Below are 25603 nucleotides of genomic sequence, written 5' to 3' on the forward strand. Positions count from 1 at the left end.
AATCGTGAACCGCCGTGGTACGGAACCGTATGCCCGGTGGTGTGAGAGGACGGGGGAGGTGACTCCCCCTCCTACTAGATTGTTGAGGACTAGTGGGGTTTATAAATACCCGAACTCCGCCATGGCATACTTGACTCGTTTTTCGGGAGAATAATGCGGCTTTCTTAAAGCCTCCACTTTTTGCAGTCTGGGCATCAGGCCCCGGCCGTTCGCGATCTGGATCGCCAGCCCGGGGCGGGCGTTCAGTTCCAGCAACAGTGGCCCCTGTTGGGCATCAACAACCAAATCCACGCCCATGTAGCCAAGGCCCGTTGCTTCGTAACAGCGGGAGGCCATGAGCAACATCGTCTCCCATTCCTCAATGATGAGGTTTTCCAGGGCAAGCCCGTTATCAGGATGAAGCAAAACCGGCCTGTTATACTGCACCGCGTTCAGACCCCTGCCCGTGGCAATGTCCAGGCCGACGCCCACGGCGCCCTGGTGAAGATTTGCCTTGCCGTCAGAAGCTTTGGTGGCGAGTCTTAGCATAGCCATGACCGGGTAGCCCTGGAAGACTACAATGCGTATATCGGGCACACCCTGAAAAGAGTATTTGGAGAGCGAGGGAGCTGACTGGATCAGATCTTCCACAATGGCAACATCAGGGGCGCCACCGAGGGAATACAGCCCTGCAAGGATATTTGAGAGATGACGCTCCAGTGCGCCGACCGTAATGGCGGTGCCGGAGGCCTTGATATAGTGATCGCCCTCGCGTCGCAGGATAACCAGTATACCTTTGCCCCCGGAGCCTTTGGCGGGTTTGATCGCAAAACCTTCCAGTAAATCTGCGCGTTCCCGGAAGTGAGATATCTCATGCTGCTGGGTAATAACCTGCAACAGTCTGGGCGTTGTAACCTCGTACTCAGCCGCGATCAACTTTGTTTTAAGCTTGTTATCGACCAATGGATAGGCACGGCGGTCATTGTATTTGCCAATATAACCGACGTTCCGACGGTTCATATTGAGCATACCGAGCTTGTTCAGCTGTCGGGGGGAGATCCACTTCATCCCTCGTAAGCCTTCATGGGATAAAACCGGCGCAGCTCAGTGAGCTTGTATCCGGTGTACTGACCGAGAAGCAGGATAACGCCTAATAACGTCAAATGAAGCTCGGGAAAGTTGAAGGTTATGTGCTTTGCCAACGGAGCGCTCATGGCGAGATAAGCGCAAATCGCGACGAACAGGCTGCCGGTACCCTGAATAAAGACCTCGTGTGCGCCTTCTTCCTCCCAAAGAATCGACATACGTTCAATGGTCCAGGCCAAAATGATCATCGGGAAGAAGGTTACGGTCATGCCCGCACTGAAGCCCATTTGATAACCCACGATACTGATGCCGGTGGTGATAAAGATAACCAGAATGATCAGAGCTGATATTCGAGATACCAGTAACAGGTTGAGACTGGAGAGATAACCTCGCATCAGCAGTCCCAGCGCGACCACCGAAACAAAGGCAACGAGGCCCGGAATGAGTGATGTCTGTACGAACGCGACAGCAATCAGCACGGGCATGAAGGTACCCGAGGTTTTAACGCCGATAACAATTCGCATGAACGCCACCACCAACGCACCCAATGGCAACAGGAGCAACATGCGGAACATGCTTTGTTCTTCTATCGGCAACTGATAAAGACTGAACAGCCCGAGGCCGTTGGCACTGGATTCCATGCGTGAAAGCTGGAGTGCCGGAATCGTCTGGCGGAGCATAGAGAAGCTGATCTGGGAATTGGTGCCGCCTACCAGGTCAATCAGGGAGTTGGCCTCCTGACGCCATAGCACGACGTCTTCCGGCAAGCCTTGCTCGCCGGTTGTCGGGCTAAATGTCAGCCAGTTCTCGCCGTTATAAATTTGTAAAAAAGGCCGCAAAGGCTGGCGGCGTCTGGCATCTTCGAGCTTCAACCCATCCGCTACGCGGGCCGGAATGTTGGCATGGTTAAGCATGCGGGTGAGCAAGCCAATATCGTTGTCGCCGGACATTAACAGTGTCGTGTTCTGGTTTGGGTCCTCGGACTGCATCAGCTTGATCAGTTCCCGGGTGAAACTTTCCGGGGAACTGGATCTCGCGGCCGCTTGCTGAAGAGTTTCCCGCACAGCGGTTGCCTGGGGTTCTTCCCAGAAAATAGCCTCCGGCCGGGGCGCGCGCTCGAGAGGCGCAGGCTGGGCAGTATCGTCCGGTATGAGCTGGACTTTAAAATAGAGCGTTTGCTGACCATCAGCGTTACGAATGGTCCACTCGCCACGCCGGTTGCCATCCTCTTCAACAATGGAAAAACCATAGCCCGGTGAAGCTGCCTGCTCGGATAGCAGCCGAAACCCGGGAGGTGCATCGGGGATATTGAGGTTGACCAGTATCGGCTCGTCCTGGGCTTCAAAATCGACTCGGGCTTCAACCATCCATACTGGGCGTTGTTCACCGGCCAGCCAGGGAATACCCAGTTCCATGTGGCGGAAAATCGCCAATGCAATTCCAGCAGCCATCAACAGAAATATGGCGAAATAAAACGGTAGGCGGGAGCGGGAAGTCAATTGTTTAGATCCCCATCATCTGGCAGAGGTTTTGACAATTCGGTGGCGAATTCTTTTCCGACGTCGATCAGCATGACATCCCGGAGAATATTGCGACCGATCAGCACCGGATGGCTGAGGTGTTCACGATCAGATAAGGTAAACTCCGCCTGCTGCTGATGATCGCCTATAGCAAATTGCAGCTCAACCACCGCCCGGCGCTCGGAATCTTCATCGTTGGACTGGATGATTTTTGCGTTTCTGGCTATTTCGCGTTCGAGTGTCTTCAGTTCACCTTCGGAGCCCGGTACCGGCACGTCGAAACGCACCCAGTCCTGACCATCCCGCTCAAAGCGCCGGATATCGCGGGCGTCCATTGACGAAGTGGTTGCTCCGCTGTCGATGCGGGCTTCATAGGTCAGGCTCGGTCCGACCAGAAAAAATTTCTCACGCTCCCCTACAATGACTTTGCCGTTCAGGCGCTCCATTCTCCCTGAGTCCTCCTGACTTGGTTGCGGGTTGACGGCGCACGTCTCTACCTCTGGGAGTGGGGGGCATTCAGGCCCTTCAACTTGCTCCCGTATGGCATCGAGAACTCTCTGGGTGTCAGCAGAGTTCTGGTCAATAAGGAACTGATGCTGGCCAAGAGTCTGTTGCTTGATAAACGTAATATCCGCCTGTTGTCGGGACATGGCAGAATTAAGGTCGCCGAGATCATTCTTGTCGACAAAGTAGGCATTGCTTGAGCAGCCCGTCAGTAAAAGAGCGCCGGTCAGAGAGAGCGCGGAGAAAGCAGGCAAGTGGAAACTGCACAGTGGCATTCAGAACCTCTTCATCAGTCACCGTCGGGCTGTCCCGTCTGGCGACGCTATGTTATTTAATGGGTCGACCTGTTATAGCTCCCCCGTATGGGGCAAAGCGACAAAAGTATACAATAATCTGTCGCTTAAAGGGTGATACGGAACATTAACTTAGTGGAAGGTAAACATAGTCAAGTTGACATCAGGTTGACGGATTGCCAGAGGTTTTGGACAGCAAGTGATCGTCGTTCACAATATCACCGGAGCGTAGGTAATCTTGAACATCGGGGGAGCAATTGAGGTAAAAGAGTAGAAATTCCCGTTGGATATCCTGGTCCTGAATTCTGGAGGCGTAATGGATGAGCTCCCGAATGCCGTCATCAGTATTACACTTAAAGGTACGCCCAAACCGTTGTTCAATGAGATAAGTAAGCCGTTCGAGGTGAAGCTCACCGGTGTGAGTCATGCGTGAGGATAGGCTAAGAGGCTGATCGACATCGGAAGCATCGTTCGGATTTATCTCTGGATACCCCATTGTTTTTCGCCAGAGCTCTTTCAGCATGTTTATGTCCTCTTGTCTTCTGGCCGGTAAGACTCCCCAAGCCCATATATGTTTCGGCATGAAGTATCCTGAAGACGCCTGTAATTATTAAAGTATATTATGGCTTTAGTCCAGCAAGAGATCCCCCCGCACAGTACAATGTCTCAAATTTCAGGGATTTTTTTTATAATCATTCTTAATGACATAAACAGAGGAATACTGCGTGCTTGAGACTGCGGTTGCGGACGTAATTTCAGAGCCTGTTTTGCTGGTTATCTTCACCGCACTGGTGGTGATTAGCATGGTTCTTATGGTGGCTTTTCAGTCTGCTCGGCGTGATAGTCGGCAGTTGAAGAGTCAGGTCGAAGCCATGGCTACAGAGATTGAATCCAGCCGTGAAAGCTTGCGGGAACAAGAGCTGACAATGGCTATGCGGGCTCAACAGGATGGCCAGAATGAAGAGTCGCTGAGGCAGCTCAAAGCCGATCTCCAACAGGCAAGTCACGACGCAGAGCGCTGGCGGCAAACTTCAGCCAGCCTTGAAAACCGGGTGGCGGCGCTGGGTTCTGAAACTGAAGCTCGGGCCGATCGTATTGAACAATTGGAAAGGGAGCGCACAGAACAGCAGCACAAGGCCGACGGTCTCTCGCAACAGCTCCATGAGTCCAGAATTGCCTTGCGGGAATATGAAGTGACCCTTGAAGAAGAGCGACGGGCGACGGGTGAAAAACTGGCACTGCTTGAGCGCAACCGGGATGCCCTGAAACAGGAATTTGAAAACCTGGCGAATAAAATATTCGATCAGAAAAGTGAGCGCTTTACTCAGCAAACCCGCACCAGTCTCGATACCCTGTTAACCCCCTTCCGTGACCAGATAACAGATTTCCGCAAACGCGTGGACGATGTCTACACTATTGAAACCCGTGATCGTCAGGCTCTGCGAAGTGAGATCAAGTCCCTTCAGGAGCTAAACAGGCAGATTACTGAAGAAGCTGCCAACCTGACCCGCGCGCTCAAGGGCGATAAGAAAATTCAGGGTAACTGGGGTGAGCTGATACTGGAACGCGTGCTGGAACGCTCGGGTTTGCGCAAGGGTATCGAATACGAAACCCAGGGCAGTTACCGGGATGGCGATGGCCAGTTGCTGCGGCCAGATGTCGTGGTGCATTTGCCAGACAGCCGTAACCTGGTGGTGGATTCGAAAGTATCTCTGGTGGCCTATCAGGAGTGGGTGAGTGAAGAAGACGAGCTGTTAAAAGCGGAGGCGCTCAAAGGGCATGTGGAGGCCGTTCGAAATCATATCAAAACGTTGAGTGAAAAAGACTATAGTCAATTGAGCGGACTGCATTCGCCGGATTTTGTGTTCCTTTTTATGCCGATAGAGCCAGCGTTTGTAGCGGCGTTTCAGCAGGATGACCGTTTGTTTGCAGAAGCTTTTGAGCGCAAGATTATTGTCGTAACACCCACGACATTGCTGGCTACCTTGCGCACTATTGAAAATATCTGGCGCTATGAGCGTCAGAGTCAGAATGCGCGACTGATTGCAGATCGGGCGGGAGCCGTTTATGACAAGCTGCGGGTGTTTGTTGAAGCAATGGAGAAAATGGGCACTCAGTTGCAAACGGTTCAGGGTACTTATGATAACGCCATGAATACGCTTACCCGGGGCCGTGGTAATCTTATTTCACAGGCAAACCGTTTTGTGGAATTGGGTGTCCGTGTTAAAAAAGAATTGCCCAAGGCAGTAATGGACCAGGCGGAAGTGGATGCGGATGATCTTGCGGATGCATTGTCGCCAGCTGAGGAGCTAAAGGATGAATAGGATCATCGGCATTAGAAAAGGGATCGCAATGTTGACCATGAACAGGTGGCCTGGCCGTCTTGTTTTTCAGGGGCTCACGTTGGCGGGTGTACTGGCTACGAGCAGTGTCGCCGCTCTTGAGCCGGAGCATGAAACCCGTCGTTTGATGTTGGCAACCGAGCAGGCGGTGGCTGATGAAAATTGGGGAGATGCGGGGGAGTACCTCAACCGCTTACAGGGGGTGGAGGTTGAAAAGCCGCCGGAATACCTGTTTTATCGTGGCCGGGTGATGCTCGAAGCTGACCACTACAATGAGGCAAAATCGGCACTGGAGAATTACGTCGACAAGACGGGTACCGATGGCCAGTATTACAAAGAAGCGCTGCAACTGATTACGGCGGTCGAGAAAGAACAGAAGGCTTCTTCGAAGCGCGCAGAGAAAGCAAGCGGTGAGGAGCCGGTGGCGGTGATTGAGGCAGCCGGTCGGGAACCTTTGGAGCGGTTGCAGCAATTGTATCTTACCGACAACCCGACTAATGCCTTGACCTTACACCTGAACAGTTTGCTGGAGCTGAATGGCTGGCGGCAGGATCAGCGGATAGTCCGTACCGGCTCCGTGCCGGACCTTCTTTATCGGGTTTCAGTTCAGTCTGGCGAAATAAACATTCAAGAGTCGCGCACGACAGAGAACGGTGAAGTCAGGCTTTCGTCCCAGTCGCTGCCGGTATACGGCATCAGCCCTGAGGTGAGATGGGACTGTGTGGCCGCTGAGCAGGCCTGCTGGGTTTACGATCCGAGAAACGAGTCCCGCCTGTTTCGTCTCGCCGGAGACAAGAAACTAACCGCCGAAGCCGCGCAAACGCTTGGTCGATTGATCAAGTCGACGCAGACACCAAATTAGCCAGACAGGATGCTACGTGGTTTCTCCCCGGTCGCCTTCGCGGTAGGCGCCGGGCGTGACCCCTGTCCACTTCTTGAAGGCACGATGGAAGGTGGACGGCTCGGTAAACCCCACCCGATGGGCAATCTCGTTGACCGGTAAATCTTGTCGCCCGAGAAAATAGATTGCCAGATCCCGCCTTAATAGATCCTTGATCTCCTGGAACGACGTGTTTTCCTGCTTTAACCGTCGTCGCAATGTTTGTGGGCTGGTGTGGAGGTCCGCAGCTATCCGTTCGAAATCCGGTAACGATTTTGTAAAGTCACGCCCAATCAGGGTGCGGATGCGTCCGGTAAACGTGTTGCTTTCATCCGGCCGAGACAGCAAATCCGCCGGGGAGGTTTTGAGAAACTGGTGCATCTCCGGCCTATCCCGTATTACCGGCGCCGTCAGGAAGCGTCGATCAAACGTCAGTGCGGTATCGGGAGCATCAAACGTTAACGGGCAATGGAAAATATGGCGGTACTCTTCACCGTGGGCAGGGCGGGGGTAACTGAACGATGCGCCCGACAATTCAACAGGCTGGCCGATGAGCCAGCTGCCCAACCGGTGCCAGATCACGAGCAGACTCTCCCGGAGAAAGTACTTCGGGTCCTCAAAGGCGCCTTCGATGACTGTGACCAGTCGGGCGGTGTCGCCATCATCCTCCAGACGCATACAAGCAGCTGGCTCAAAAAGGGCAGAGAACTGGAACGCCCGTTGGTAGACAGCCTCCAGCGTCGGACAATCTATGACCAGGGCGCACATGGTAGCGAAGGTGCCATTCCTGCATCGACGCGGCCCAAGCCCCATGAACTCATCCGCCATCTCCGTCCAGATCACCTGCATTAAACGGCTGTACTGGGTACTGTTTACCCGGGCCATATCTATCTTCACCAAGTCAGGGGAAATGCCCGCCTGCTTCAGCATGCCGTCGGTATCGAGGCCCTGTTTCTGAGCGCCTGTCAGTGCCGCTTGCACAAAATGTCGGGAAACCGTGAGGTTTGCCATCAAACAGACCCTGAAACTGGAAAGGAGGTCCATCATAAAACGCCGCTGTCACAATGCAACCGCGGAATTGGTTAGTAACTGGCAGAAATGGCCAGTGAGATTGACCAAACCAACAGTTGGCCCGAAGATAAAAACAATGCACGATCAACTCAGAATCAGTATCAGCAAATCCAACGCACCCAAGGAGACCCCATGCCAGGCCCCCTAAGCCACCTAAAAATACTGGATTTCACAACCTTACTTCCAGGCCCCTACGCCACCATGCTGCTGGCCGATATGGGTGCCGATGTATTACGAGTGGAGGCGCCAGGCAGGATGGATCTCACTCGTGTAATGCCACCCCATGATCGGGGCGTGAGCACTGCCCACACGTTTCTCAATCGCGGCAAGCGCTCAATGGGGCTGGATCTCAAAAAGGACGGCAGCGCGGAAACCATCAAGCAGTTGGTAGCGGATTATGACATCGTGATAGAACAGTTCCGCCCCGGTGTTATGGACCGGCTCGGCATTGGCTACGAGACACTCAAGGCCATCAACCCGGCCCTTATCTATTGTGCTATCACCGGTTACGGGCAGACCGGCCCGTATCGCGACCGGGCGGGGCATGATATCAATTACCTCGCGCTGGCCGGGGTGTCCAGTCATTGCGGCCGTGCTGACAGCGGGCCCCCTCCCATGGGTATCCAGATAGCCGATGTGGCAGGCGGCTCACATCATGCGGTTATGGGGCTGCTTGCTGCCGTCAGCCACCGACAACACACCGGCGAAGGGCAGTTTGTGGACATCAGTATGACAGACGCATCCTTTGCGCTGAACGGCATGGCGGGCGCTGCCTGTCTGGCCGGAGGCATGGCTCAGGAACCTGAAAGTACATTGCTGAATGGTGGTTCCTTCTATGACTACTATCAGACCGCTGATGGTCGATGGCTCTCAGTCGGCAGTCTGGAGCCACTGTTTATGGCCCGCCTTTGCGAAGTTATTGGCCATCCGGAGCTGAAAAGCCTTGGTTTGAGCCCGAAGCCTGAGCATCAAGTTTCGCTGAAAGAAGCCCTCAAACAGACGATCGGGGCAAAAAACCTGGCACAATGGCAAACCATCTTCGGAGAGCAGGACGCGTGTGTCGAGCCGGTGTTAACAATTGCAGAGGCCGCAGAACACCCGCAACTGAAAGCCCGTGACATGGTGATTGAGGTTTCCCGGGAAGACGGCACTACGCAACGCCAGATTGGCCATCCGATTAAATTCAGCAAAACGCCCTGCGAGAGTCACTTTGTAGGCAGAACTCTGGGGGCGGATACGCCGGATTAAAACGTCAGTTTCTCTCAAGTCGCCTATCCCCATCCCCAACCCGGAAGCCGGAGCCTGGACCATATCCAGTGCTTCGGCCAATGCCTGTGACTTCTCTTCGAGCAGGCTTAAAAATAGCGGCACGTAAAGAGTAAAAAACCAAAGACTGACCCTCAGTATTTGCCGTACAATCTGCGCCAAACTCATTGTTATACCAGACATGTTTCGCCTGCTAATACTATAGTCACGAAACGGAGAATTCGGTGTCACAGAAATAACCAAGAAGGGATTCAGTCTATGAATAACTCAATAAATCTTTCCCGACGAATAAAGCCCCGATTATCCAATGCGCGGGTATTGGGCGTGGCGCTGGCAGGCAGCTTATTGCTCACCGGCTGCTTCGACGGTGATGGTGATTCTTCAGGTTCTGAGTCGGATCTGAACACCCAGCTTTTTCCGGCTGATGGGAGACTGGAAGCTACCATTCGCCGGACAACGAACGGCGTTCCTCACGTAAGGGCGGAGAATCTCAAGTCAGCAGCGTTCGGGGCAGGCTATGCCCAAGCGCAGGATAATATCTGCCTGCTGGCGGAAGCCTTTGTAAAAGCCCGTAGCGAACGTGCTAAATATTTTGGTCCCGGTCCCGACGACATCAACATCGTTACTGATTTCAGCTACAAGGCCCAGGAAATCCGGAGTGGCGCGGCCGCAGATTTCACCAGTCTGACGGACGAAAGTCGAGCGCTGATGGAAGGCTTCACTGATGGTTATAACAAGTACGTCGCGGAAACCGACCCGGCTGTTTTGCCTGCGGAATGTCGCAGTCAGCCCTGGGTATTTGAGATATCGCCCATCGATCTTTATGCCTACTATCGAATCGTAGGGCAATACGCCAGCGGTGCCCTGTTCGCCGACGGATTAGTCTTTGCGGCCGTTCCGCCGGGCGCGCCTGTTGTGCCTTCGCAAGCCGTAGCTGCCAATGGCGTTGATAGCCAATTCGACGGCAGCCAGATCGCAGACAATGCGCGGCAGATGGCGGCAGAACGAACCAACTACACCGATATCGGGCTTGGCAGCAATGCCTGGGGCGTTGGCAAAGATATGACTGAACAGGGGAGTGGCGCATTGCTTGCCAATCCGCATTTCCCTTATACCGGTCATCGACGGCTTTATCAGATGCAGATGACTGTACCGGGTTATCTGAATGTAAACGGTGCCGGGTTGTTGGGCACGGCCATCCCATTTGTCAACTTCAATGAGAACCTGGCCTGGTCGCACACGGTGACGACGAGCCGGCAATTTACCTGGTACGAGTTGGAGCTCAAACCGGGTGATAATATGGTGTACATCAAGGACGGTGTTGAAAAACCAATCATCGAGAAGACGCTTCAGATTGAAGTAAATGTCGGTGCGCCTCAGCCCATGGTGCTTGAGCGATCTTTTTACTTTTCAGAGTACGGTCCAATGCTGGCTGCCAACGAGGCCAACGCGGCTTTCCCGGAATGGGGTGAAAACGGACTGGTCAACCAAAAACCCGCGGCCTATACCTATCGGGATGCCAATGCCAGCTCTGAACGCTTGCTGGACAGTTGGCTGCAAATGAGCCAAGCCTCCAACCTGGAGGAGTTCAAAGACGTGTTCCGCAATTGTGGCACTACTTTCTGGACCAATTCGGTTTATGCGGATGATCAGGGAAATGCTTACTATATTGACAGCAGTTCGGTTCCAAATCTGTCGCCAGCGGCGATTGCTGTGCTTAATTTCAAACGCGTTGCCAGCCCAGAGTTCGATCAGTTGTACCAACAGGGTGTTACGTTGTTGGATGGCAGTAAATCCCGTGATGACTGGGTTCCGGGTGAATGTGAGAACGGCCTGGTCCCCTTTGAAGGTAAACCAAAGCTGCAACGCGCGGACTGGGTTCAGAACTCCAATGACAGTTACTGGGCAACTAACCCGGCGGAGTTGCTGGCCGGTTACTCACCGATGTTTGGCACCGAGAAAACTCCCCTGAATCCGAGAACCCGCCTGAGCCTCAGCATGTTGTTGAATCCGCTTGATAGCGGACCGGTATCGCCAAATGCATCTGCTCCGGGTGGACAGGACGGCAAATTCAGTGCAATTGATCTAATCAATGTTATCTATAACAACCGTGGCTGGTACGCAGATCAGTTTCTTGCCGAGCTACAGGAGCGCTGCGCAGCGATCGGTGATGCAGAAGTGAATTTACCTGCCAGTGGAAATCGGTCCGTGAGTGAAGGTTGTAGCGTGCTACAGGATTGGGACGGGGTTTATAACACCGACAGTGTCGGTGCCCATGTGTTCCGGGTATTTATTGCAAACTATCGCAAGAGTTTTGAGACTGACTTGACGGTTCGCTTCAACGCCTCCGCTCCGGTGGCGACCCCCTCGACACCCTCTTCAACTAATGAGGGAGAAGCCGGTGATCTAATGCTCCAAGCATTGGCCGTTGGCCTCAACGCTCTCGATACCGGAGGCATCGCCTACAACGCGAAATTGGGAGATGTACAGTACTACCAACCCTCTGGTGGTGTTCCTCCGGGCGGTGTGGCCATGGAGCAGGCTGACCCGATTCCCTGGCCTGGCGGGGACGGTGGCGTTATCGAGGGAATTGGCGGGGGCGCTGACGGGGGTATCGACGGTACGTTCAACTCCATAGGAGTTTTCACTGGAGATGTCGCGGAGGACACCCGGTTCCCCAGGATCGCGCCCGCAATCATTGAGAACACGGCCGGGCTGTCACAAAACGGTGACGGCTGGATAGTAGCTCGCGGCACCAGTTTCCACTTTGGGCTGGAGTTTACGGACAATGGCCCTGTGGCTTTTGGCTTGATGAGCTATTCACAGTCTACCGATGAAGATTCTCCTCACTTCATCGATCAGAGCTTGCGGTATTCGGAGGAGAACTATCGGCAGCTGTGGTTTGCCGAATCGGATATTGAGGCGAACCTTTTGTCTCAGGGGGAGACTACGATTACCAATTGAGAAGCGTACTCGGAATAATCAACGTGTGGTGTGTTTGTGTCCCAACCTACAAGACACTGACCGTTTTAGATGAAGCCAGCAGCCCAAGACTGCTGGTTTTTTTTTGCTAATTTTTAGAGGTGCAGAGCTCTCTCTATCGGTGTTTTCAAAACAATGAATGATGTCTCACTTTTTGTGCGAACCTAGGGTTCGTATGCTAATTTTAAACAGACGAATCGGAAAGTTCGATTTAACAACAACAAACGAAAAACGGATAGAAATCTATGACATGTTCCAAGCATTATCCAACAGGGTTAAGGCGTCGGTTACCCAATCTTCCGGTGTTAGGTATGGCGCTGGCAGGCAGCTTGCTGCTCACCGGCTGTTTCGATGGTGATGGCAGTTCTTCGAGTTCAGAACCAGAGCTGAATACACAGCTTTTTCCGGCTGACGGCAAATTTACGGCTGACATCAGAAGGACAACCAATGGTATTCCTCATGTGAAGGCAGACAACCTCGCCTCGGCAGCTTTCGGTGCGGGTTACGCACAGACTCAGGATAATGTGTGTTTGCTGGCTGAGGCTATAGTGAAAGCTCGGAGTGAGCGGGCGAAGTATTTTGGTGAAGGTCCCGGAAATAGACACGTCATTAACGACTTCAGTTATAAAGCACAGAAGATACTCAGCGGCGCGGAGGAGGAATACCCTAATCTCAGTGATGAAACCCGCGCGATGATCGAAGGTTTCACTGCGGGTTACAACAAATATGTTAGCGAGACAGATCCGGGCGACTTACCCGCTGAGTGCAGGGATCAGCCCTGGGTAAAGGAAATTACACCGGTCGATCTGTTTGCTCATTACCGAATCGTTGGTCAGTATGCCAGCGGTGCGCTGTTTGCCACAGGGGCCGTTTTTCTTGCAGTTCCGGCCGGCGAATCAACAGCAGCCACTGTAGTGATGGACCAGGCCAATGCCACTTCTGAGAACCAGGTTGAGAATTTTACCCGAATGGTTGCGGATGCGCGTAGAGGCGCTTCTAGCCAAACTGATTATCAAGACATTGGGCTGGGCAGTAATGCCTGGGGTATCGGCGGTGATTTGACAGAACAGGGCCGGGGAGCCTTACTGGCGAATCCACATTTCCCTTATACCGGTCATCGAAGGCTCTACCAGGTACAGATGACTGTGCCAGGTTACCTGAATACGAACGGAGCGGGCTTGCTCGGCACTGCTATTCCGCTGATTAACTTCAATGAGAACCTCGCGTGGTCTCACACAGTGACAACAAGCCGGCGGTTCACATTGTATGAGTTGACACTGAAAAATGGTGACAACTTCACCTACATCAAGGACGGCGAGGAAAAGCCCATTACCTCTGAAACTTATCAAATTGAGGTAAATAACGGCTCACCCACGCCAACGATCCTGGAAAAGACCTTTTACTTCTCTGAATACGGGCCCATGCTCGCGGCTGATGTGGTGACCAGCGGGGGCTTGCCCGCCTGGGGAACGGATGGCACGGCATTTACCTACCGGGATGCGAATGCCTCTACTCGGCGCCTGCTGGATACGTGGTTGCAAATGAGCCGGGCCACCAATCTTGAGGAGTTCCAGGAGGTGTTCCAGAACTGTGGGAGCACTCTCTGGACCAATACGACCTACACGGATGATCAGGGCAACGCATACTATATTGATAGCAGCTCCGTGCCTGAGTTATCTGATGCTGCGCTGGCCGTAGTGGATTTCAAGCGTGCTGCAAGCGAGCCATATAATCAGCTATTTAACGCTGGCCTGACGCTGCTTGACGGCAGCAAATCCCGTGACGACTGGGTAGAAGGAGAGTGCAACGGGCTGGTGCCGTTCGAGAAACGCCCGAAACTGCTTCGCACTGACTGGGTTCAGAACTCCAATGACAGCTACTGGGCGACCAATCCAAATGCGTTTCTTACAGGGTATTCGCCCTTGTTTGGCTCTGAGGAAACCGCGCTGAATCCAAGAACCCGTATTGGCATAACCATGTTGAACAATCCCTCTGATTCGGGCTTTGCTGACACTGCACCAGCGGGCCAGGACGGCAAGTTCGGTGCTATCGACCTGATTAACGTGATCTACAACAATCGGGCCTGGTATTCCGAGCAGTTCCTGCCGGAGCTTCAGGAGCGCTGCGCGGCTATTGGTACGGACCCAGTCAACGGGACTGATGGTGACCCCAGAAGTGTGGACGCCGCATGCGATGTATTGCAGGCCTGGAATGGCGTATACGATGTCGACAGCGTTGGCGCTCATGTATACCGGGTGTTTATCGCCAATTACAGGGGGGAAGGGGACTTTGGAGGAGATCTTGTGGTGCAATTTGATCCCGAAAATCCGGTCGAGACCCCTTCTACACCCTCAACGAACAACGAAGGCATGGCGAACGACGCTATGCTCGTAGCTCTGGCGGATGGTCTGGAAGCGCTGGATCAGGTAAATATTGCCTATGACGAAGCTTTGGGTGACGTCCAATACTACCAGCCGAGCGGCGGCGTCCCGCCAGGTGGCACTCCGGTGACGCAGCTCCAATCTTTCCCATGGCATGGCGGAGATGGGGCGATTGATGGTGCTTTCAATGCTGTTCGCGTAGCGGCCTCTCCAGTGGCGGAGGACACTGTATTTCCAAGGATTGCACCAACCACCATCGATGACACTGCAGGCTTGTCTGATCAGGAAGGAGAAGGCTGGCTAATGGCATATGGCACCAGTTACCACTTCGGGCTGGAATTCACAGATGAGGGGCCAGTGGCATTTGGCTTGATCAGCTACTCGCAGTCATCGGATAGTCGTTCGCCGTATTTCAATGACCAGGCGCAGCGGTTTTCGGAAAAGAACTACCGGCAGTTTTGGTTTACGGAGGCTGATATTGAGGCAAATCTTATAAATAACGGTACAATTTCTATCAGTAATTGATGGATTGATCGAAAGAAAACTTCTGCTGAATGCGGGCTGTCCTTATTGCAGCCTGCATTTGTTGTTAGCCTATTGGGCACAAAAAAAGGGGTGGCAGATGCCACCCCTTTTCGTCTTTCAGTTTAGTAAGCTTAATCTTGTTGAACTATTTCTACATAGTCCGGTTCCATGACAATGTTCGGAACAACAGTTCCTGGACCGCCCAACTCGAGTATGATGCTGACGGTTTGTCCAACCATTTCAGTAAAGACTTTTTCATCGAGATCCCCACCTTGTGGCAGAACTGGTGTTCCGTGGGTGCCTGCTGTGTACCGAGTGATAGCGGGTAATGCAACGGGGGTTCCAGCAGTTGTCACAGGTGTTGCATCTAAAAGTCGTGCTAGCGGCTCAGTGCCAGATAAGTAGGCATCGAAAGCATTGCCAAGTGGAGCAGTAAGTGCATCATTTGGAATGACATTGTCGCCGTTCACCTGGGACAGCAGCACCGGCGTAGTCGAGGCATTCAAACTTGCTGCAAAGTTAATAGGGTCGACGGAATCAACAGTTGCCTGGAAAACGTTGAAAAATGTTTCCAGGTTCCCATCGCCTTGCTCAAGACCGGCTGCCTGCTGAAGACCCCCAAGTATTTGCGGCGCAAACGTTGGTGAATTTTCGAGCAGACGAACAATGCCAGCTCCCGGAGTCAGTAACTGAGCTGCTACGATGTCGTCGTTCAGGGCTTCGCTTTCATTTGCTACGGCAACGAACGGAGCACCAACAATCGTGCCTAAAGAATGCCCGACGAAATAGACGTTTGAAGCATCAAGATCGGCGCCAGCAGTACCGTCAAAATCCATTCCAGCGATCGAAGCACGAACGTTCAGCAAATCAACAACCGCCTGACGATTCTTGTCACGGGTGTTGGTGAAGTTGTTCAGGTTAATGAACAGGCTTCCGGATTCACCGGCAGTAGCCGACATTGCCGTTGGCTGATTGGCTGCACTCGCGGTAAAGTCAAAGTGCCGTTCTTCCTCGGTTTTTGGTATGCCAGGAACGGTACTGCCAGCGTTAGCGATCGTATTTTCGAGCGATCTTAAACCCCTTGCATTCAACACAAGAGGCTGGCTTGGATCGCCGTCTGGAGGGGTGACCGCGCCTGGTTGAGTAACGGATTGAATAAAGGCTTCCGCTTCCTCCGGTGTGTTAACGGCTGGATTATTCTCAATCACAAATCCAATAGCCGCGACTCTGGAAATCAGTGCGTCAATCGTTTCATCATTTGCTCCACCCGGTAAATTTGCGGCGAGGGTTTCGGCCAATTCACGCTGTTCAGGTGGAGAGAATGGCGTAACGCCATGCACCGGCTGATCAATTACCACCACAGCAACCTGTGAGTTATCAGCGAGAGCGCTACCAAAAGTCAGCGCAGCGCTGCGATCAGTGGTAATACCGTGCATATACATGACAGTTTCAAGCGGCGTGGTTCCGTTGTAACCTGCCGGGTACAGAACCATGATAGGCACCGTAACGTCAGTGGTTTTCTCCGGGAACGGGAATCGATAGTTAACAACTTCGCTGACATTTGAATCAGATTGCGCCAACTCTACGCCTAACTGATCTCCTGCGACGGCGGCCAGTGCAGCATTGGCTTCCCAGCTACGAGTATTTATCACTGCGCCTTCCGCATTCGACGGTCCCGTCGGCACTCCAAGGTAATAGGGCAGCTCGATGGTACCTTGAACAATATTCACCGCCCCGAAGTCTACAAATTGGCTGGCGATTGCAGAGACCTGAGTAACGTCTTGAGGGTCGCCAAATGTTGCGGTAGAACTCTGGTCTGCCGGTGTTGGCAATAAGTTAGCTGTTGTAAATGCGTCCACCAACGCTTCGGCCTGACCATCCGCAATTGGCTCAGCGGCTGCTACAGCGTTGTTGCCAATTGTGTTCAAAGCGAAAAAGTCAGTTTCGCCCTCTTCTCTAGCGTCCGTCACGGCATTAAAACGCGCGGATCCCAAAATGGTTTCCTTAAAGAAGACTTTGGGTTCAGCGATGTATTGGAGAACACGCTGGTCATTTGACGTTGTGAAGCTGTACGAAACCGCAATGCTTTCTTCATTGAGAGCAGCTTCTGCTGGGCGAGCTTGATTGGGGACGCCGAAGAAACTTGCGGCAACTTTCTCCCAGAAACCGTCTACTATACGACGAACAGGGGCCAGGGCGGCTGGATTTCCAAGAACGCGAGTGGGGTCAGCTACGTCACGGTAAAGCGGATCTTGAACAATCGGATCGCCGTTAACGTCAAGGACCTCCTTTGTGACTACGACCAGGTACCGCTTAAAAGGATTAAGAGGTTGAGTTGGATTAATACGAATCGCTGAATCGCCGTCAAGGCTTACCACTTCCGCAATATACTCGGGAGCCTGAGCAAGGCTGGCAAGGTAACCTTGTGCTGCAGCTTGATTCCGTCCGCTCAAATCCTGCGGGGCTGCCCCGGCGGCAACCTGAGCAGTAATTGCTAAAGGTACTGTAGGGGATTCACCCGCGCCAAGGCCACGGACGGGGTCACCGCTGGCGTATTCCAGCTCAATAAGGAAAACGTTCTGATTGGGATTGGGGATTAGGCTGGTCGGGTCTTGAGGGTCCGCAAAAATGAATGCTCTTGAGTCCACAGAATCAGCTGCAATCGTACCATTAAACTGCACAACTGGAGGGGCAATGGTTGACGCGCCACTCAACTGGTTCAATGCAGCCGTTACAGGAGGCGCCGTGTCCGCAACACTGAAAGATCCATCTGCTTCGTTAATGCTAGTGGTCGGATCATCAGCTTGGAAGATCAGGTCATTAGGTAATGGGAGTGCACCTGTAATAGGATTAAAAAGAGGCCAGGTTTTCCCATCGAGATCAGGGTTACTAATCTGATAATCCGGATCCGCATTAGACCCCGAGCCACCATCACTTAAACAGCCTGTCAGCCCCAATGTGGACGCCACGGCAACGCTTATTAGAGTTTTCTTGAACATGGGTGGAACCCTTTCCTGTTGTTGTGTCGTTATTGTCAGCTGCTGATAGGGCCGGTTGGGACCGGTAAGCCTGTTGTCAGCGGCTGGAGTTGTCTGAAATTCCGGCCAGCGCTCTGTACCGATTTCTAGTGCTCTGACTATAGCGAGAGAACGGCAACGGGTGATCGCTCTAAAGTGTGATTCTTATGGGCGTATGTTGAGAATTTGGCCTCTATGGAAAATAGATGGCCCCTCGGTGTTTGTCGAGTGGGGGTGGGCCATCTTGGGCGTCGATTTACATTCCCTCTGCCTGTAACCATCGACACGGACTACTTGAAGCTCGAAAAGTCCGGTTTACGCTTTTCGGCAAAGGCTTTGAAGGCTTCGGCGGCTTCCGGTGACTGAAGACGTTCTCCGAACAGCGCACCTTCGGCCAGCATAGTGGCTTCCAGAGGTTTCAGGCTGGCCCGATTCAGTAGATCTTTGGTAGCCCGGATAGCGGCCGGGGGTTGATTGGCCAGTTGCTGGCAGAGTTTCAGGGCGGTCTGCTCGGTCTCCAGGGGGTCGCAGATGCGATTTATCAGGCCCAGGCGGTAAGCATCCTCAGCCGTGAAGGTACCCCCCAACATTAACAGTTCAGCCGCACGCACCCGGCCCAGCCAGTGGGGCAGTAGCAAGCTGGAGCCGCCTTCAGGGCAAAGACCCAAGCTGGCGAATGGCATCTGGAATCGGGTATTGCTGCCTGCCAATACCAGGTCGCAGTGCAGCAGCATGGTCGTGCCGATGCCCACGGCGGGGCCGTTGACGGCGGCCACCACGGGCTTGGTGGCGTTCGCCAGACCAAACAGGAAGTGTCCGACCGGGGTGTCCTGGAAATCTCCCGGCATACCATTGGCAAACTCGCTCAGGTCATTACCGGCGGTAAAGCAGTCTTCGTTCCCGGTGAAGAGAATGCAACGAACCTCGTCATTGGCATGGGCGGCGGTGATCGCATCTGCAAGGGCGGTATACATGGCGTGAGTGAGTGCATTCTTACGATTAAGTCGGTTGATGCGAACGATCAACGTCCGGTTCTGGATGTCTGTCAGTATCAGGTCGCTCACATTTGGCTCCTTGGGAATGTTGAGTCTGTCCGAATTTAACCCTACCGGCCCTGGCAATTGCAAAGGCTGTCTCAGAATCCGGTGAGGTTGGGAAAGCCTGTCTATGATAGTCACTCGCTGGTAAACTTTGCGCCCATTTCTGCGACAAATTATCTATAACGCCTAAACGATGAGATTGCCATGACAACGACGATTCGCCAGGACGACCTGATAGAAAGCATAGCGGACGCGCTTCAGTTTATTTCCTACTATCACCCGAAGGATTTTATTCAGGGTGTGTATGAGGCCTATAAAAAGGAAGAGTCCCAGGCGGCGAAGGATGCCATGGCACAGATTCTGATCAACTCCCGGATGTGTGCCCAGGGTAAGCGGCCACTGTGTCAGGATACCGGCATTGTTACGGTGTTCGTCACTGTCGGTATGGATGTGCAGTGGGATGCCGACATGGCGTTGGACGATATTATCAACGAAGGCGTGCGCCGGGCGTATATGCACCCGGACAACGTGCTACGCGCCTCAATTCTGGCGGACCCGGACGGCAAACGCGCCAATACCAAGGACAATACGCCTGCGATTATCCACTACAAGATCGTTCCTGGTAATACTGTGGATGTGCATGTGGCAGCCAAGGGCGGCGGTTCTGAAGCCAAGTCCAAGTTCGCCATGCTGAACCCGTCGGACTCGGTGGTCGACTGGGTGCTGAAAATGGTTCCTCAGATGGGCGCTGGCTGGTGCCCGCCGGGTATGCTGGGTATCGGTATTGGTGGCACCGCCGAGAAAGCCATGCAACTGGCGAAGGAATCACTGCTGGACCCGATCGACATCCACGATTTACAAGCCCGAGGTGCTTCTAACCGTGCTGAAGAATTGCGGCTGGAGCTGTTTGAAAAAGTGAATGATCTGGGCATCGGCGCCCAGGGTTTGGGCGGCCTGACCACGGTGCTGGATGTAAAGGTGAAAGATTATCCAACCCACGCCGCCAACAAGCCGGTCGCGATTATCCCCAATTGCGCGGCCACTCGGCACGCCCACTTTGTGCTGGATGGTACCGGCCCCTCATTGCAAACCCCGCCAAGCCTCGACGACTGGCCTGAAATCACCTGGGAAGTCGGTGACAGTGTGCGTCGGGTGAACCTGGATACCGTCACCCCGGAAGACGTCAAGGACTGGCTCCCCGGCGAGACGGTATTGCTGTCCGGCAAGATGCTGACGGGCCGGGATGCGGCTCACAAGAAAATGGTGGATATGATTGAGCGCGGTGAAGAGTTGCCAGTGAGCATGAAAGGCCGCTTCATTTATTATGTCGGCCCGGTAGACCCGGTGCGTGAAGAAGTCGTCGGCCCCGCAGGCCCCACCACCGCCACCCGCATGGACAAGTTCACCCGCACCATGCTGGAAAAAACCGGCCTCACCGGCATGATCGGCAAAGCCGAGCGCGGACAGGTGGCCATAGACGCCATTCGCGAATTCGGTGCTGTCTACCTGATGGCGGTCGGCGGCTCCGCTTACCTGGTCTCAAAAGCCATCAAAAAAGCCGAAGTAGTCGCTTTTGAAGAGCTGGGGATGGAAGCGATCTACGAATTCGAAGTAGAGGACATGCCCGTCACCGTCGCGGTGGACTCCAAAGGCACATCGGTCCACCAGACCGGGCCGGTGGAATGGCACGATAAGATTATTGCGGCCAAAGCTGTTTGATTTTTTGATTGGGGTTGGGGGAGGGGTGGAAACAACATCCTCCGCCCCAGCATTTAAGTGGTTGGGTCAGGCTGAGGCTGCCGCATCATGGCCTATGGGCCGTGGTTTGACTTCACGCTCGACGAGTTCCGCTTTGTCAATCTCGGCTACCCGAAGATCATAATCCATCTGCAAATTGAGCCAGAAACGATCGGTGGTGCTGAAATAACGGCCCAATCTTAAAGCCAAATCTGCATTTAGGCGTCGGTTACCACGAACAACTTCGTTCAGACGCTGAACCGTCACGTGAAGCTCTTTTGCTAGTGCATTTACGCTCATTTCCAGAGGGTTCAGGTATTCCTCTCTCAGAATTTCTCCTGGGTGTATTGGTCGCATACCGTTCTTAATCATTGCCCTGTCTCCTCAGTGGTAATCAACTATTTCAACATCTTCCGGCCCGTCATCTGTCCACCGATAACACAGCCTCCACTGCTTATTCATCCGGATACTGTATTGGCCAAACCTATTGCCAGAAAGGGCTTCGAGCCTGTTGCCTGGCGGCGAATTCAAATCATCGAGTACTCCAGCACTGTTTAGTATTTGAAGCTTTCTCTCTGCCTGTGACTGAAATCCGGAAAATTTTCGAATTTTACCACTGGAAAACAGCTTTTGTGTTTCCTTACACCTGAATCCTTTAATCATGAGTAATACTTTAGGCTGCTTAACGGAAAACGTGAAATACTATTTGGTTATTAATAATTAACAGGCAGAAAATTTAACCACGAGACATTAAGCTCCTAAAACACTTGACCACTACACCCAAGGCAATTAACTAGAACAACTAATACTCAAATGCTTGCCCCAATCCGGCGGCAGTTTGGCGTAGTCTTCATTCTCCGGCTGTTCATCAAACGGCCTCTCCAGCACTTTTAATAGTCGATGCAGGTTGTCGTACTCGCCTGTCTGAGCATCCTGAATCACTTCCTGGGCCAGGTAGTTCCGCAGTATAAATTTGGGGTTAACTGCGCACATGGCGGTTTCCCTCTCGGCGTCTGAGCGGGTTTCCGTTGCCAGGCGTTCGCTATAACGTTTAAGCCAGTCATCTGCCATTGAACGGTCCACAAACAGGTCTCTTACTGGCGCCTCGCCTTTTGAGGGCAGGGTTGATAGACCGCGGAAAAACAACGTGTAATCAATATGGTGCTCGTGGAGCATGCTGAACAGATCCATGATCAGGTTGATGTCATTTTCCAGCGGTTCGGCGAGCCCCAGTTTGTTTCGCATGGTGCCCAGGAACGTCTCGTTATAGGCCTTCTCGTACTGACGCAATGCGCTAAGAATGTTGTCTTCGGGCAGCAGCGGCGTCATGGCGCGGGCCAGATATTGGCAATTGACAAACCCGATCTCGGGCTGGCGGTTATAGGCGTAGCGGCCAGCCTGATCGGTATGGTTGCAGATATAACCGGCGTCGAAATCGTCCAGAAAAGCGTAGGGGCCGTAATCAAAGGTGTCGCCGATAATCGACATATTGTCACTGTTCATCACCCCATGGCAGAAGCCCACGCACTGCCACTTTGCAATCATGCGAGCGGTGCGTTCGACCACTTCGGTTAGCCAGCGGGTGTAGCGCTCATCCTCGGGCAAATCGGTAAGATGCGGAAAATGCAGTTTGATGGTGTGGTCAGTCAGCACCTTCAACGCTTCTTTGCCTTCATGGTGGGAGGCAAACTCGAAATGGCCGAAGCGGATGTGGCTTTGGGCAACCCGCATCAGCGTGGCGGCGGTTTCGATAGATTCCCGGCGTACCGGGTCCTGGGCGCTCACCATGAATAAGGCACGAGTGGTGGGAATGCCCAGATGGTGCATAGCTTCGCTGCAAAGGTACTCGCGAATAGTCGAGCGCAATACCGCCTTGCCGTCACCAAAGCGGGAATAGGGCGTTTGGCCGGCACCTTTCAGATGCCAGTCCCATCGGCGCTGGTCAGGCCCGATGGTCTCCCATAACAGCAAGCCCCGGCCGTCACCCAGGTCCGGGTTGTACGTGCCGAACTGGTGGCCGGTGTATTTCATCGCCACTGGGTCCATGCCGTCAAGCAGGGTCTGGCCAGCACCGAGGGCAGCCCACTCTTCGGGGTTGTCGGTGTGAAAGCCCATCTCTCGCGCCAAAGCAGAGTTGAAACACACGAGCCTGGGGTTTTTCAGGGGGGTGGGCTGCACCCGGCTGTAAAAGGCAGCGGGCAGCTCAAGATACCGGTGTTCAATGCGAAAATTGTTCAGAGCGTCCACCTGTTCCAGAGTGTGTGGTTGTCTTATGATCAGAGTGTTGTTCCATATTTCGTATGGGGTAATGGGCTTATGAAACCATCGTACGGAATTGGTACGGATACTGCACTTACCTCACAGGCAGGGACTGAGAAGGGTTGAGAACATGAAGGATAAAGCAAAATCATCTGACGCAGGTGATAACCAACTACATGCAATGAATGATTTGATAGCGGAGCTGATCGAGGCGGAGGGTTTGCCCGATCATTTCCGATCTACTGTTGAGCGTTACTTTGTTCCGCTGGCAGAAGAGATCGCCAAACGTCAGAGACTGCTCGGGCAGCCTATGCTGGTAGGTATCAACGGCGCCCAAGGTACGGGAAAGTCAACTCTCGCATTGTTCCTGCAGAATATGCTGACATCTCAGCTAAACTGCCCATGCGCCCGATTTTCTCTGGATGATCTCTACCGGACTCATACCGATAGAGAGTGGCTTGCGCGAAAGATACACCCCCTGTTGGCCACCCGGGGCGTACCGGGCACCCACGACCTGGTGCTCGGCCAGCAAACGGTTAACCAACTGATCAATGCTGGACCAACCACTGAAACCCGCATTCCGGTCTTTGATAAAGCCATCGATGACCGGCTGCCGCATTCCCGCTGGCCGATATATACCGGCGTGGCCAACGTCATTCTGATCGAAGGGTGGTGTGTGGGCGCCCAACCGGAGGAGGATTCCGCCAAACTGGCTGCGCCGGTGAATTCCCTCGAGTCCGAGGAAGATCCCGAAGGTATCTGGCGGGAGTACGTGAACATTCAGCTCAAGGGTCCTTATGCCGACTTTTTTGGCCAACTCGATATGCTGATTATGCTCAAAGCCCCCTCCATGGAGTGTGTACTGAAATGGCGCACTCTGCAGGAGCGGAAGCTGGCGAATAAGCGAGAAAATGCACCAGAAAAGCGCAAAAACGAGTCATCGAGTACTGGTACTGATCACTGTCCCAGCCAGAAAGATCAGAGTCGGGGCATCATGTCTGCAGACGATCTAATACGGTTCATCATGCATTACGAGCGTCTGACATTGGCGATGTTGCAGACCATGCCAGCGCGGGCGGATGCGGTCTTGGACGTTGCTGAAGATCACAAGATTACCGGCCTGCACTGGCGGGAGTAGTCAGCATGAAAGAGTGCAGCTAGCACCTAAAAAGCTTAGTGTTCTAATCAAATAAAGATTACCTAAAGTTACAAGCCCGGTAACAAAATGGGGTCGAGTGAATTTTGCAAAAAATCTCAACCATTTGATAAAAATAAGGAAAATTTATAGAGTCAATTTCGCTGTGTCTGAACGAACCAGTTGGAGTTCCGCCTCATTCATTTAGACCCGACAGTAAGATCGGGCCTTAACACCAGAGTTAGCAGGCTTCTTGCATGTTTTGACGGGCACGGGTGGCGCTCAGCATGTCGGTCCGGCCTGGCTGTTTTGAGAGGATGGTTTGTAACCGAGACACAAGGCGGCGGGCGGATTTTAAGCGGTTACTTGCTTGTCATGTTCGAAATGTTTTGCCATTCTGATATAGGTCTAAAGGAAATAAGGCACGTGGCAGGCAGTACGACCAACATGGCGAAGCGCTGTCGGAACATTGGTTCAACAGAAACGGTCTGGGTTTATGAAGGGCCCATGACGAACGGAGATCAGTCTATGTTCAAGAATAAAACGCTAAAACAGATGGTAGGTGTCTCTTTTTTTACATTGGCGGCATTTGGTGCCACCAGTATTGCCAACGCAGCGAATTGGCGTTATGCCCACGAGGAATACGAAGGTGATGTCCAGGACGTATATGCCTACAAATTCAAAGAATATATAGAAGATAATTCAGACCATACCCTGCAGGTATTCCGTTTTGGCGAGCTGGGCGAGTCTGATGACATTATGGAGCAGACCCAGGCAGGGATCCTGCAGTTTGTAAATCAGTCTCCCGGTTTTACTGGCGCGCTGATTCCCGAAGCACAGATTTTCTTTATTCCTTACCTCATGCCCACCGAGATGGATACGGTGATCAAGTTTTTCCGCGAGAGTAAGGCGATTAACGAAGACTTTCCGGAGCTATACGCGGAACAGGGCCTGGAACTTCTGCAGATGTACCCGGAAGGGGAAATGGTCGTTACCGTCGATGAGCCGGTGACCTCGCCTGCAGATTTCGACGGCAAGAAAATCCGGACTATGACCAACCCGCTGCTGGCGTCGACCTACGAAGCCTTTGGTGCTACACCGACACCGCTGCCTTGGGGTGAGGTTTACGGTGCGCTGCAGACCAATATGATTCAGGGCCAGGAGAACCCGATTTTCTGGATCGAGTCAGGCGGCCTGTATGAAGTATCTCCGAACCTGGTCTTTACCAAGCACGGCTGGTTTACCACAGCGTCCATGGCCAACAAGAAGTTCTATGACGGTCTCTCCGAAGAAGACCAGAAGTTGATTCAGGACGCAGCTGATTTCGCATTTGAAGAAATCATCGACCATATTGATGGCCTTGCGGAGGAATCCCTTGCCAAAATCGAGAAAGCCAGCGACGAGGTCACTGTAACGCGCCTGAACGATGAGCAGGTTGAGGCGTTCAAAGAACGTGCGCCTCAGGTAGAAAAGAAGTTCATCGAGATGACTGGTGAATCCGGTCGTGAGCTCCTGAACCAGTTCAAATCAGACCTCGAAACGGTTGTAGGTAAGTAAGTGCGTTTAGGCCTGCTCTGCGGAGCAGT

General features: G+C 53.1%; 18 protein-coding genes. 8 read left to right on the plus strand and 10 right to left on the minus strand.

The annotated features are described in order from the left end of the window. Positions 1–99: 99 nt before the first annotated feature. The 4 genes from WEB64_RS07465 to WEB64_RS07480 form a co-directional block, all read right to left on the minus strand. Positions 100–1047 carry an alpha-L-glutamate ligase-like protein gene (locus WEB64_RS07465; RefSeq protein ID WP_368061162.1) on the minus strand — a complete coding sequence of 316 codons (948 nt, stop codon included), beginning with the start codon at positions 1045–1047 and terminating at the stop codon, positions 100–102. Then, positions 1044–2564, minus strand: coding sequence for an inactive transglutaminase family protein (locus WEB64_RS07470; protein ID WP_368061161.1), 1521 nt, complete (start codon positions 2562–2564; stop codon positions 1044–1046). The genes WEB64_RS07465 and WEB64_RS07470 overlap by 4 nt, the downstream gene beginning before the upstream one ends. Beyond that, on the minus strand, positions 2561–3364 hold the full coding sequence (locus tag WEB64_RS07475) for an ATP-dependent zinc protease (protein ID WP_368061160.1): 804 nt from the start codon (positions 3362–3364) through the stop codon (positions 2561–2563). Before WEB64_RS07475 ends, WEB64_RS07470 begins: the two co-directional genes overlap by 4 nt. A 181-nt stretch (positions 3365–3545) precedes the next feature. Next, complete coding sequence (locus WEB64_RS07480; protein WP_368061159.1) at positions 3546–3905, minus strand: hypothetical protein; 360 nt, start codon at positions 3903–3905, stop codon at positions 3546–3548. A 409-nt stretch (positions 3906–4314) separates the two neighbouring features. Here WEB64_RS07480 and rmuC point away from each other — a divergent pair, with 409 nt between their 5' ends. Together rmuC and WEB64_RS07490 are read left to right on the plus strand one after the other, a co-directional pair. Continuing rightward, positions 4315–5706, plus strand: coding sequence for a DNA recombination protein RmuC (gene rmuC, locus WEB64_RS07485; RefSeq protein ID WP_368061189.1), 1392 nt, complete (start codon positions 4315–4317; stop codon positions 5704–5706). Then, entirely contained in the window at positions 5699–6586 is an 888-nt protein-coding gene (locus tag WEB64_RS07490) for a hypothetical protein (RefSeq protein WP_368061158.1), read from the plus strand. The genes rmuC and WEB64_RS07490 overlap by 8 nt, the downstream gene beginning before the upstream one ends. A gap of 12 nt (positions 6587–6598) precedes the next feature. On the opposite strand, the gene WEB64_RS07495 is transcribed toward WEB64_RS07490, so the two are convergent. Next, entirely contained in the window at positions 6599–7615 is a 1017-nt protein-coding gene (locus WEB64_RS07495; protein ID WP_368061157.1) for an AraC family transcriptional regulator, read from the minus strand. Positions 7616–7807: 192 nt separating this feature from the next. Here WEB64_RS07495 and WEB64_RS07500 point away from each other — a divergent pair, with 192 nt between their 5' ends. The 3 genes from WEB64_RS07500 (at position 7808) to WEB64_RS07510 (ending at position 14829) form a co-directional block, all read left to right on the plus strand. After that, positions 7808–8923, plus strand: coding sequence for a CaiB/BaiF CoA transferase family protein (locus tag WEB64_RS07500; protein WP_368061156.1), 1116 nt, complete (start codon positions 7808–7810; stop codon positions 8921–8923). 276 nt (positions 8924–9199) lie between these two features. Then, on the plus strand, positions 9200–11905 hold the full coding sequence (locus tag WEB64_RS07505) for a penicillin acylase family protein (RefSeq protein WP_368061155.1): 2706 nt from the start codon (positions 9200–9202) through the stop codon (positions 11903–11905). A 263-nt stretch (positions 11906–12168) separates the two neighbouring features. Continuing rightward, entirely contained in the window at positions 12169–14829 is a 2661-nt protein-coding gene (locus tag WEB64_RS07510) for a penicillin acylase family protein (RefSeq protein ID WP_368061154.1), read from the plus strand. A gap of 131 nt (positions 14830–14960) precedes the next feature. Here the strand turns inward: WEB64_RS07510 and WEB64_RS07515 are convergent, their stop codons facing one another. Together WEB64_RS07515 and WEB64_RS07520 are read right to left on the minus strand one after the other, a co-directional pair. Then, positions 14961–17828, minus strand: coding sequence for a hypothetical protein (locus WEB64_RS07515; protein WP_368061153.1), 2868 nt, complete (start codon positions 17826–17828; stop codon positions 14961–14963). A gap of 308 nt (positions 17829–18136) precedes the next feature. Beyond that, on the minus strand, positions 18137–18910 hold the full coding sequence (locus WEB64_RS07520; RefSeq protein WP_368061152.1) for an enoyl-CoA hydratase: 774 nt from the start codon (positions 18908–18910) through the stop codon (positions 18137–18139). Positions 18911–19090: 180 nt separating this feature from the next. On the opposite strand from WEB64_RS07520, the gene WEB64_RS07525 reads away from it, so the two are divergent. Next, positions 19091–20605 (plus strand): fumarate hydratase, encoded by a 1515-nt coding sequence (locus WEB64_RS07525; protein WP_368065550.1) that lies wholly within the window; start codon positions 19091–19093, stop codon positions 20603–20605. A gap of 66 nt (positions 20606–20671) precedes the next feature. On the opposite strand, the gene WEB64_RS07530 is transcribed toward WEB64_RS07525, so the two are convergent. The 3 genes from WEB64_RS07530 to WEB64_RS07540 all read right to left on the minus strand — a co-directional run bounded on the left by WEB64_RS07530 (position 20672) and on the right by WEB64_RS07540 (position 22870). Beyond that, positions 20672–20995, minus strand: coding sequence for a HigA family addiction module antitoxin (locus WEB64_RS07530; protein ID WP_368060928.1), 324 nt, complete (start codon positions 20993–20995; stop codon positions 20672–20674). A gap of 12 nt (positions 20996–21007) precedes the next feature. Beyond that, a complete protein-coding gene (locus tag WEB64_RS07535; RefSeq protein ID WP_368060926.1) occupies positions 21008–21286 on the minus strand; it encodes a type II toxin-antitoxin system RelE/ParE family toxin in 279 nt (92 codons plus the stop codon). A 126-nt stretch (positions 21287–21412) separates the two neighbouring features. Beyond that, complete coding sequence (locus WEB64_RS07540) at positions 21413–22870, minus strand: YdiU family protein (RefSeq protein ID WP_368060924.1); 1458 nt, start codon at positions 22868–22870, stop codon at positions 21413–21415. A 142-nt stretch (positions 22871–23012) separates the two neighbouring features. Here WEB64_RS07540 and WEB64_RS07545 point away from each other — a divergent pair, with 142 nt between their 5' ends. Further along, on the plus strand, positions 23013–24020 hold the full coding sequence (locus WEB64_RS07545; protein WP_368060922.1) for a hypothetical protein: 1008 nt from the start codon (positions 23013–23015) through the stop codon (positions 24018–24020). 525 nt (positions 24021–24545) lie between these two features. Next, a complete protein-coding gene (gene dctP, locus WEB64_RS07550) occupies positions 24546–25574 on the plus strand; it encodes a TRAP transporter substrate-binding protein DctP (RefSeq protein ID WP_368060920.1) in 1029 nt (342 codons plus the stop codon). Positions 25575–25603: the final 29 nt, after the last annotated feature.

Origin of the sequence: Marinobacter sp., assembly GCF_040882185.1 — a bacterium.
Classification (GTDB): domain Bacteria; phylum Pseudomonadota; class Gammaproteobacteria; order Pseudomonadales; family Oleiphilaceae; genus Marinobacter.

Coding starts and splice junctions, on each gene's coding strand:
- WEB64_RS07480 (WP_368061159.1), bottom strand. CDS start 3,905: ATGCTGAAAGAGCTCTGGCGAAAAACAATGGGGTATCCAGAGATAAAT.
- WEB64_RS07535 (WP_368060926.1), bottom strand. CDS start 21,286: ATGATTAAAGGATTCAGGTGTAAGGAAACACAAAAGCTGTTTTCCAGT.
- dctP (WP_368060920.1), top strand. CDS start 24,546: ATGTTCAAGAATAAAACGCTAAAACAGATGGTAGGTGTCTCTTTTTTT.
- WEB64_RS07500 (WP_368061156.1), top strand. CDS start 7,808: ATGCCAGGCCCCCTAAGCCACCTAAAAATACTGGATTTCACAACCTTA.
- WEB64_RS07515 (WP_368061153.1), bottom strand. CDS start 17,828: ATGTTCAAGAAAACTCTAATAAGCGTTGCCGTGGCGTCCACATTGGGG.
- WEB64_RS07490 (WP_368061158.1), top strand. CDS start 5,699: ATGAATAGGATCATCGGCATTAGAAAAGGGATCGCAATGTTGACCATG.
- WEB64_RS07505 (WP_368061155.1), top strand. CDS start 9,200: ATGAATAACTCAATAAATCTTTCCCGACGAATAAAGCCCCGATTATCC.
- WEB64_RS07495 (WP_368061157.1), bottom strand. CDS start 7,615: ATGGCAAACCTCACGGTTTCCCGACATTTTGTGCAAGCGGCACTGACA.
- WEB64_RS07545 (WP_368060922.1), top strand. CDS start 23,013: ATGAAGGATAAAGCAAAATCATCTGACGCAGGTGATAACCAACTACAT.
- WEB64_RS07525 (WP_368065550.1), top strand. CDS start 19,091: ATGACAACGACGATTCGCCAGGACGACCTGATAGAAAGCATAGCGGAC.
- WEB64_RS07510 (WP_368061154.1), top strand. CDS start 12,169: ATGACATGTTCCAAGCATTATCCAACAGGGTTAAGGCGTCGGTTACCC.
- WEB64_RS07465 (WP_368061162.1), bottom strand. CDS start 1,047: ATGAAGTGGATCTCCCCCCGACAGCTGAACAAGCTCGGTATGCTCAAT.
- WEB64_RS07475 (WP_368061160.1), bottom strand. CDS start 3,364: ATGCCACTGTGCAGTTTCCACTTGCCTGCTTTCTCCGCGCTCTCTCTG.
- rmuC (WP_368061189.1), top strand. CDS start 4,315: ATGCGGGCTCAACAGGATGGCCAGAATGAAGAGTCGCTGAGGCAGCTC.
- WEB64_RS07530 (WP_368060928.1), bottom strand. CDS start 20,995: ATGATTAAGAACGGTATGCGACCAATACACCCAGGAGAAATTCTGAGA.